This is a genomic window from Mesorhizobium sp. M7A.F.Ca.MR.245.00.0.0, from assembly GCF_003997415.1.
Lineage (GTDB): Bacteria > Pseudomonadota > Alphaproteobacteria > Rhizobiales > Rhizobiaceae > Mesorhizobium.
The window spans coordinates 41,988-50,790 of sequence record NZ_RZTE01000044.1 but is presented as its reverse complement, the minus strand read 5'-3'; the positions used below and the strand labels follow the sequence as shown (position 1 = coordinate 50,790).

General features: G+C 64.8%; 7 protein-coding genes. 6 read left to right on the top strand and 1 reads right to left on the bottom strand.

Translation table 11 applies throughout. The features are described 5' to 3' along the window. Positions 1–1,772: molybdopterin-dependent oxidoreductase (locus EOB80_RS29040; protein ID WP_245466473.1), on the top strand; the 1,772-nt coding region annotated here is incomplete at its 5' end. A gap of 54 nt (positions 1,773–1,826) precedes the next feature. On the opposite strand, the gene EOB80_RS29035 is transcribed toward EOB80_RS29040, so the two are convergent. Then, positions 1,827–2,306: an Lrp/AsnC family transcriptional regulator gene (locus EOB80_RS29035; RefSeq protein ID WP_164749052.1), complete on the bottom strand. Its 480-nt coding sequence runs from the start codon at positions 2,304–2,306 to the stop codon at positions 1,827–1,829. 106 nt (positions 2,307–2,412) lie between these two features. Between EOB80_RS29035 and EOB80_RS29030 the strand changes: the two genes are divergently transcribed. The 5 genes from EOB80_RS29030 (at position 2,413) to EOB80_RS29010 (ending at position 8,802) form a co-directional block, all read left to right on the top strand. Then, positions 2,413–3,621 (top strand): diaminopropionate ammonia-lyase, encoded by a 1,209-nt coding sequence (locus EOB80_RS29030; RefSeq protein WP_127331292.1) that lies wholly within the window; start codon positions 2,413–2,415, stop codon positions 3,619–3,621. Then, positions 3,618–4,844, top strand: a complete 1,227-nt coding sequence (locus EOB80_RS29025) for a Zn-dependent hydrolase (RefSeq protein WP_127331290.1) — start codon at positions 3,618–3,620, stop codon at positions 4,842–4,844. Before EOB80_RS29030 ends, EOB80_RS29025 begins: the two co-directional genes overlap by 4 nt. An 18-nt stretch (positions 4,845–4,862) precedes the next feature. Beyond that, on the top strand, positions 4,863–6,035 hold the full coding sequence (locus tag EOB80_RS29020; protein ID WP_127331288.1) for a M20 aminoacylase family protein: 1,173 nt from the start codon (positions 4,863–4,865) through the stop codon (positions 6,033–6,035). Positions 6,036–6,437: 402 nt separating this feature from the next. Then, positions 6,438–6,611 carry a hypothetical protein gene (locus tag EOB80_RS29015; RefSeq protein WP_081738796.1) on the top strand — a complete coding sequence of 58 codons (174 nt, stop codon included), beginning with the start codon at positions 6,438–6,440 and terminating at the stop codon, positions 6,609–6,611. Positions 6,612–6,708: 97 nt separating this feature from the next. Continuing rightward, positions 6,709–8,802 carry an ATP-dependent helicase gene (locus tag EOB80_RS29010; RefSeq protein ID WP_127331286.1) on the top strand — a complete coding sequence of 698 codons (2,094 nt, stop codon included), beginning with the start codon at positions 6,709–6,711 and terminating at the stop codon, positions 8,800–8,802. The last annotated feature ends 1 nt before the right edge of the window (position 8,803 follow it).

The window sequence follows — 8,803 nt, the reverse complement described above, 5'->3', positions numbered from 1 at the left end:
ATTATTATGCCGGCACGATGGGGCTGGTGCAGCGCGACGGCATCGACCGGCTGCGCCACGCCAAGAAATACTCCGGCTTTTTCGGTTCGATCTGCACCAATCTCGCCTGGACCGGCTGGATGATGGGCGCCGGCGCCTTGCGCGGGCCGGACCCGCGCGAGATGGCGAAATCCGATTGCGTGGTGATCTGGGGCACCAATGCTGTGGTGACGCAGGTCAACGTCATGACGCACGCCATCAAGGCGCGCAAGGAGCGCGGCGCGAAGATCGTCGTCATCGACGTCTATGAGAATGCGACGATGAAGCAGGCCGATCTCGGCCTGGTGCTGAAGCCGGGCACCGATGGCGCGCTGGCCTGCGCGGTCATGCATGTGCTGTTCAGGGATGGCATGGCCGACCGCGCCTACCTCGAAAAGTACACGGACGACCCGAAAGGGCTGGAAGCGCATCTCGAGACGCGCACGCCGGACTGGGCGGCCGGGATCACCGGCTTGACGGTCGCCGAGATCGAGGCCTTCGCCCGCCTCGTCGGCACGACGAAAAAGACCTATTTCCGCCTCGGCTACGGCTTCGCGCGCCAGCGCAATGGCGCCGTCAACATGCATGCAGCGTCCTGCATCGCGGCTGTCACCGGCAGCTGGCAATATGAAGGCGGCGGCGCCTTCCATTCCAACTCCGGCATCTTCAAGCTCAACCAGGAAGTTCTGGAAGGCACCAGGATGCGCGATCCCTCGATCCGCCATCTCGACCATTCGCGCATCGGCCCGGTGCTGACCGGAGCCAGCGACGCGCTTTATGGCGGCCCGCCGGTGACGGCGATGCTGATCCAGAACACCAACCCGGTAAATGTCGCGCCGGAACAGCGGCTGGTGAAACAGGGTTTTATGCGCGACGACCTGTTCTCTTGCGTGCATGAGCAGTTCATGACCGACACGGCCAAGCTTGCCGATGTCGTTCTGCCGGCGACGATGTTCCTCGAGCACGACGACGTCTACAAGGGCGGCGGCAACCAGCACATCACGCTCGGCCCCAAGCTGATCGAGCCGCCGGAAGGGCCGCGCACCAACCATTTCGTCATCGAGCAACTGGCAGAACGCCTCGGCGTCGCCGACCGTCCGGGCTTCGGCCTGACCGAGCAGCAGCATATCGACATCATCCTGGGCAAGCGCGGGCTGGGCAGTTTCGAAAGCTTGAAGGAAGACAAGTGGGTCGACCTGCAGCCGGACTTCGACACCGCGCATTTCATCAAGGGGTTCGGCCACGCCGACGGAAAATTCCGTTTCCGCGCCGACTGGATCGGGCAGGCCGCCCCCAACCGGCCACCGAAAAGCATGGGCCTGTTCGGCCCGGTGGCGCGGCTGCCGGAATTTCCCGACCATGTCGACCTGATCGAGGTCGCCGACGAAGCGCATCCGTTCCGGCTGACCACGTCGCCGGCGCGCAATTTCCTCAACTCGACCTTCTCGGAAACGCCGGTGTCGAAGGCCAGGGAAGGCCGCCCGGAACTCCTGCTGCACCCCGATGATGCCGCAGCACTTGGTCTGGCCGACGGCGACCGTGTCGAGGTCGGCAACACGCGCGGCGAAGTCGTGCTGCATGCGAAACTGTTTGACGGTATCAAGCGCGGCGTCGTCATCGCCGAAGGCATCTGGCCAAACAGCGCGCATGAGCGCGGCGAAGGCATCAATGTGCTGACCGGCGCCGACGCGCCGGCACCCTATGGGGGGGCTGCCTTCCACGACAACAAGGTGTGGCTGCGCGCGGACGGCTAAGGTTGGCGAGAACTCCGCTCGCCTCGCGCCAGATCACACCGTTCAGGGATACGCTCAGCCGGGCAATGGCACCGTCAACCCGACCTTGACCCGGTCCATGGCAACGAACGTTCGGAACTTGCGGACATTGTTGCTGTCGAAGAACAGTTTTCGCGTCAGCGCCTCATAGGCGGCCATGTCGGCCACGGTGATGACCAGGATGAAATCGGCCTCGCCGGTGACATAGTAGCATTGCTGAACCTCGGGGGTTGCCGAGAATTGCCGCTTGGCCGCGTCGATCAGTTCGGCACGTTCGCTCTCGAGTTCCACCTCGACGAAGATGGTGATGGGCTGGCCGACCGCTGCCGGCTCGACGACCGCGACATTGCCGGCGATGACGCCGGTCTGTTCCATACGCTTGATGCGGCGCTGCACCGCCGGTGCCGACAGGTTCACGGCCTCGCCGATCAGCCGCTGCGGCGTCGTGTTGTCGCGCTGCAGGATGGCAAGGATGGCGAGATCGAAACTGTCGAGCATGGGTGGCGATACAGGCAATGGAGAGGTCCTCGGCGAAACAAACTTGCATTTTGGAGGCCATATTGCAGCGCCCTTTGCACCGATCCTGCAATATATTCTCGCCGAACGCCAAGGAGGCCTGCCAGTGTTCCTGCTCAACCGCAATACTCTGCATCGCCTGCCACTCGATCCGGCCGATGCCGAAATCCTCGGCGTGGCCGGCGCTGACACGGTCGAGCGTTTTCTTTCCCGTCGCGACAATCACCTGAAAACGCCGCTGCATGCGCTTCCGGCGTTTGCCAGCGAATTCGGACTTGGCGCTATCCATATCAAGGATGAAGGCTTTCGCCTCGGCCTCGGCAGCTTCAAGGCTCTGGGCGGCGCTTATGCCGTGTTCCGCCTGGTGCTGGAGGAGGCAGGCAACCGGCTTGGCCGGCCCGTCGATGTTGCCGATCTCGATCGGCCCGAAGTGTGTGCCGTCGCCGCGGCGATGACATTTGCCTGTGCGACCGACGGCAATCATGGCCGCTCCGTTGCGCAAGGCGCGCAACTCGTCGGCGCGCGGGCGGCGATCTTCGTCCACGCCGGCGTCAGCGAGGAGCGCATAGCGGCGATCGCCCGCTATGGTGCCGAGATGATCCGCGTCGACGGCAAATATGATGATTCGGTCAGGCAGGCCGCCCAGGTTTCGGCCGAGAAGGGCTGGACCGTCGTGTCCGACACCTCATGGCCGGGCTATGAACGGATTCCTGGCCTGGTCATGCAGGGCTATACGGCGATCGTGCGCGAAGCGCTGCGTCAGCTCCCTCGGACACCAACCCACGTCTTTGTGCAGGCTGGTGTCGGTGGCATTGCCGCCGCGCTGGCCGGTCATCTCGCCATCGTGCTCGGTGACGCCAGGCCGACCTTCATCGTGGTCGAGCCGGCGCGTGCAGCCTGTGTTTTTGCAGCCGCCCAGGCCGGGCACCCGGTCAAGGTCGCGCATGGCCGGCCGACGGTGATGGCCATGCTCGAATGTTACGAAGCCTCGCCGGTCGCCTGGCGGGTGCTGGCGCGCGCCGCCGATGCCTTCATGACGGTGGATGAGGCCGACGCCATCGCGGTGATGCGGCGGCTGGCCCGGCCGGCCGCCGGGGATCCGGTGATCGTCGCCGGCGAAAGCGGCGGTGTTGGTCTTGCCGGGCTGATCCGGGCGATGGCCGACAACCCGACCGAGCTTGGACTGGACGGCAAATCGCGGGTGCTGGTGATCAACACCGAAGGTGCCACCGACCCGCATCGCTATGCCGAGCTGGTTGGCATGAGCCCCGCCGATGTGCTGGAAGGCAAGATGAAAGCCGAGGCAACGGCGTGATCGCGATCGATGCACAGCGCCTGCTTGGCCGTATCCGCGAACTCGGCGCCGTCGGTCGCGACCGCGAGGACAGGCTGATCCGGCTGGCCGCCTCCGACACCGACAAGCAGGGCCGCGATCTCTTCGTCGGCTGGCTGCGGCAGGCCGGGCTCGATGTGGCCATCGACCGGGTCGGCAACATATTCGGCACCTGGCAAAGCCCGGAAAGTATCGGGCAGGCGCCGCTGCTCATCGGCTCGCATATCGACACCGTCATCGATGCCGGCATCTATGACGGCTGCTACGGGGTGCTTGCCGGGCTGGAAGTGATCGAGACGCTCAAGGCGACAGGCTTTTCGCCGTCGCGCCCGATCGCGGTCGCCGCTTTCACCAATGAGGAGGGCGTACGCTACACGCCCGACATGATGGGCTCGCTGGTCCACGCCGGCGGCATCGATGCCGAAACGGTGCTGGCGGCCGTCGGCACGGACGGCAGCGTGCTGGGGCAGGAACTCGCCCGCATCGGCTATGCCGGCGACCGGGAGCCCGGCTTCCTCAAGCCGCACGCCTATCTCGAACTGCACATCGAACAGGGGCCGGTGCTGGAGCGTGAAAGCGTGCCGATCGGCGCGGTGGAGAATCTGCAGGGCATCTCCTGGCAGCGTATCACCATAGAGGGCGTCGCCAATCATGCCGGCACCACGCCGATGTTGATGCGCAACGATGCCGGCCACGCCGCCGCCCGGATCATCACCTTCCTGCTCGACCGGATCAAAGCCTCGAACGCGCCGACGGTGGCGACCGTGGGTACGATCCGCTTCGAGCCGAATGCCATCAACGTCATTCCCTCGCGCGCCGTCTTCACCATCGATCTGCGCGACCCCGACGAACAGCGCCTGCAGGCGGAGGAGGCGGCGCTTGCCGCCTATCTCGAGCAGCTTGCCATCGATGAGAACGTGAAGATCTCGGTCGAGCAACTGGCCCGCTTCGAACTGGTGATCTTCGACCTGCGCATCGTCGAGCTGATCGAGGCCGCCGCGAAAAACCGTGGCCTCGGTGTCCGGCGCATGACGTCAGGCGCCGGCCATGATGCGCAGATGCTGGCGCGCATCGCACCGGCGGCCATGATCTTCGTGCCGAGCGCCGGTGGCATCAGCCACAGTCCGCGCGAACACACCGATGACGCCGAGCTTGTTGCCGGCGCCAACATCCTGCTTGATGTGGCCGCGCAACTGGCAAAGTAGGTCAGAAGGGGCAAAGAAATGTCTGAACTCGATCGCGATGCGCTGAAGCAGGAAATGATTTTCTGGCGGCGCGATCTGCATGCGCATCCCGAGTTCGGTTTCGAGGAGAAGCGTACCGCAGCCTTCGTCGCCGCTAAATTGCGTGAGTTCGGCCTCGATGATGTCACCGAAGGCGTCGGCGGCACCGGCGTCGTCGGCACGCTGACGCGCGGCAGCGGCAACCGGGCGATTGCGCTCAGGGCCGACATGGATGCACTGCGCATATCAGAGCAATCGGACGCATCCTACCGATCCGGCAATCCTGGCATCATGCATGCCTGCGGCCATGACGGCCACACCACCATGCTGCTCGGCGCGGCAAAGCTGCTGGCAGGTGAGGGCGGTTTCGACGGCACCGTGCGCTTCGTCTTTCAGCCGGCCGAGGAATGGGGCAGGGGCGCACTCGCCATGCTCGACGATGGGCTGATGCAGCGCTTTCCCTTCGACGAGATCTTCGGCCTGCACAACATGCCCGGCTTGCCGATCGGGTATTTCGAGACCCGTGCCGGCCCCATAATGTCGGCCGAGGATATCTTCGAGATCGTGCTCAAAGGGCTCGGCGGCCATGCCGCGCGGCCGCATGCGGGCAATGAGACGCTGGTCGCCGCCTGCGCGCTGGTCACCAATCTGCAGACCATCGTCTCGCGCCGGCTGAGCCCGGCCGACATATCGGTGGTTTCGGTGACCGAGCTGATCACCGATGGCACCCGCAACGCTCTGCCCAGCCTTGCCCGCATCCTCGGCGATGCGCGCAGCTTCCGCCCCGAGGTCAGCGCCGAGATCGAGCGGCAGATGCGCATCATTACGCAGGGCACCGCTGCCGCCTACAATGTCGCGGCCGAGGTCAATTACAGCAGGGAGTTCGTGCCGCTGCGCAACGATGCCGAACTGGTCGATGCCGCATTTGCCGCCGCAAGGCAGGTCTTCGAACCCGGCAACATCGCCGTCGCCCGCGAGCCGATGACCGCCTCCGAGGACTTCGCCCGCTTCCTCGACCATGTGCCGGGCTGCTTCGTCTTCCTCGGCAATGGCGAGGGCTCGGCGCCGCTGCACAATTCCAGCTACGATTTCGACGATGACGGGCTGTTGTTCGGCACGAATTTCCATGTCGCGCTGGTCAGGCAACGATTGGGCGGCGAGGCGGGAAGATGAAGGAGATTGCCGGGATGCTGGCCAGGACAAGCTTGTGACGGACCGGCGACCGATAGGGCAGTGCGCCTCGGTACGCTTTTAACAAAGATAATCCGCCGATGACGCAGGGGAAAGACTCAGCTAGCCTTACCTGTGCGGCGGACCTAATTATCCGCTTGGCCGGCGCTTCACTCCTCCCAAGCGGCGCCGGCCTTCTTCCCCAAAAGTCCGTCCGGGACGCCACAGCGGGTTGCGGCAGCACGCGAACCTCGCAAAGGCCAAGTTCCGCTTCCGGTTGCCTCGAGAATGCATCGGGGAGCGCTGGCGAAACCGCCCTCCATCTTCGACTGCGCGCGTGGACGATTGGCAAGGGAACCAAAGGCGGTTTCCCCGGTTGGTTCTGCTCCAAAGGAGTGTTGCACTATGTTCCGTCTGCTCGTCGCCGGCGCCTTCGCCTATGTCACTTATCGCATCGCCAGGAAGATGGTCGAAAACGTGCCCGATACGGTCGACCCGCTGCTGTTGCCGCCGTCGAAGCATGATCGCGAGACCTTGCGGCGGCAGTCGGCCGACATGGGTGTCGATCCGCAACGCTAGGCGCGATCCCTTCCGCCGGACCGGTCCTCGATCTGTTTGGGTTGGGTTTGCCCCGCATCGATATTGCGAACAAAGCAGAAACGATGCTTGATGGGCAATGAACCTCGCCACTGCTGATTCGACCTTTCGGGACCCGACCGTCCAGCCTGCCTATCTCGCCCGGCTCAACGATGCCCAGCGCCAGGCCGTCGAGCACGGCGACGGCCAGATCGCCGGTCCGCTGCTGGTCATTGCCGGCGCGGGTTCGGGCAAAACCAACACGCTGGCTCACCGCGTCGCACATTTGGTCGTCAAGGGGGCCGACCCGCGCCGCATCCTGCTGATGACTTTCTCGCGCCGCGCCGCGTCCGAAATGGCCAGGCGCGTGGAGCGTATCGCCGGCGAAGTGCTCGGCCGCGATGCAGCTGTCATCACCGATGCGCTGACCTGGGCCGGCACCTTTCACGGCATCGGCGCGCGGCTGCTTCGCGACTATGCGCTGGAGATCGGCCTCGACCCTGCCTTCACCATCCATGATCGCGAGGATTCCGCGGACCTGATGAATCTGGTCCGCCACGAACTCGGCTTCTCGAAGACGGAAGCGCGTTTCCCCACCAAGGGCACCTGCCTTGCCATCTATTCGCGCGCCGTCAACGCACAGGCGCCGCTCAACGAGGTGTTGGGTTCCGCTTTTCCCTGGTGCGCCGGCTGGGCGGAGCAGCTGAAACAATTGTTCGCCGGTTATGTCGAGGCCAAGCAGGCGCAAAACGTGCTCGATTACGACGATTTGCTGCTCTACTGGGCGCAGATGGCGGCGGAGCCCGAGATAGCAGCGCATCTGGGCGGGCGTTTCGATCATGTGCTGGTCGATGAGTACCAGGACACTAACCGCTTGCAGGCTTCGATCCTGATGGCGCTGAAACCCGACGGCGCCGGGCTGACGGTGGTGGGCGACGATGCGCAGTCGATCTATTCGTTCCGTGCCGCCGAGGTGCGCAACATCCTCGACTTCCCCAACCAGTTCGCGCAAGCCGCCGACGTCGTGATGCTGGAGCGCAATTACCGCTCGACCGAAACCATCCTGGCGGCCGCCAATGCGGTGATCGGCGAAGCCTCGGAGCGCTTCACCAAGAACCTGTGGTCGGAGCGCAAGTCGACCGACAGGCCAAAACTGGTGAGCGTGCGCGACGAGGTCGAGCAGGCCAATTTCGTCTGCGATACCATCCTGGCCGAGCGCGAGGCCGGCACGGCACTGAAATCACAGGCGGTGCTGTTTCGCGCCTCGCACCACAGCGGCCCGCTGGAGATCGAGTTGACGCGGCGCAACATTCCCTTCGTCAAGTTCGGCGGGCTGAAATTCCTCGATGCCGCCCATGTCAAGGACGTGTTGGCGGTGCTGCGCTTCGCCGAGAACCCGCGCGACCGGGTCGCCGGCTTCCGCGTGCTGCAGCTGATGCCGGGCATCGGCCCTTCGGCCGCCGCGCAGATTGTCGAGACCATGATGACGGCGCTGGATGAGGCGATGGGGCTGGCCGGCTGGCGTCCGCCGCAACGCGCCGCCGATGACTGGCCGGGCTTCGTCTCGCTCTATTCCGGCCTGCGCGCCGGCGCCAAATGGCCTGCTGATCTCGAACAGATCAGGCTGTGGTACGAGCCGCATCTGGAACGCATCCACGAGGATGCAACGACGCGCCGCGCCGATCTCTTGCAACTCGAGCAGATCGGCTCGGGCTACGCCTCGCGCGAACGCTTCCTGACAGAACTGACGCTCGATCCGCCGGACGCCACCAGCGACCAGGCCGGGCCCCCGCATCGCGACGAGGACTATCTGATCCTGTCGACCATCCATTCGGCCAAGGGCCAGGAATGGAAGAACGTCTTCGTGCTCAACACGGTCGACGGCTGTATCCCGGCCGATCTCGGTGTCGGCACCAAGGAAGACATCGAGGAGGAGCGCCGCCTGCTCTACGTGGCGATGACGCGGGCCAAGGACAATCTCAACCTGGTCATGCCGCAGCGTTTCTTTCCACATGGCCAGGCGGCGCGCGGCGACCGCCATCTCTATGCCTCGCGCACCCGCTTCATCCCTCCTTCGATCCTGGCTGCGTTCCAGCAGGTGTCATGGCCGAGCGCGCAGGCGGCACAGGGCAGGGCGGCCCGGCCGGAGGTGCGCGTCGACATCGGCGCGCGCATGCGCGGCATGTGGAAATAAA

Coding starts and splice junctions, on each gene's coding strand:
- EOB80_RS29015 (WP_081738796.1), top strand. CDS start 6,438: ATGTTCCGTCTGCTCGTCGCCGGCGCCTTCGCCTATGTCACTTATCGC.
- EOB80_RS29010 (WP_127331286.1), top strand. CDS start 6,709: ATGAACCTCGCCACTGCTGATTCGACCTTTCGGGACCCGACCGTCCAG.
- EOB80_RS29020 (WP_127331288.1), top strand. CDS start 4,863: ATGTCTGAACTCGATCGCGATGCGCTGAAGCAGGAAATGATTTTCTGG.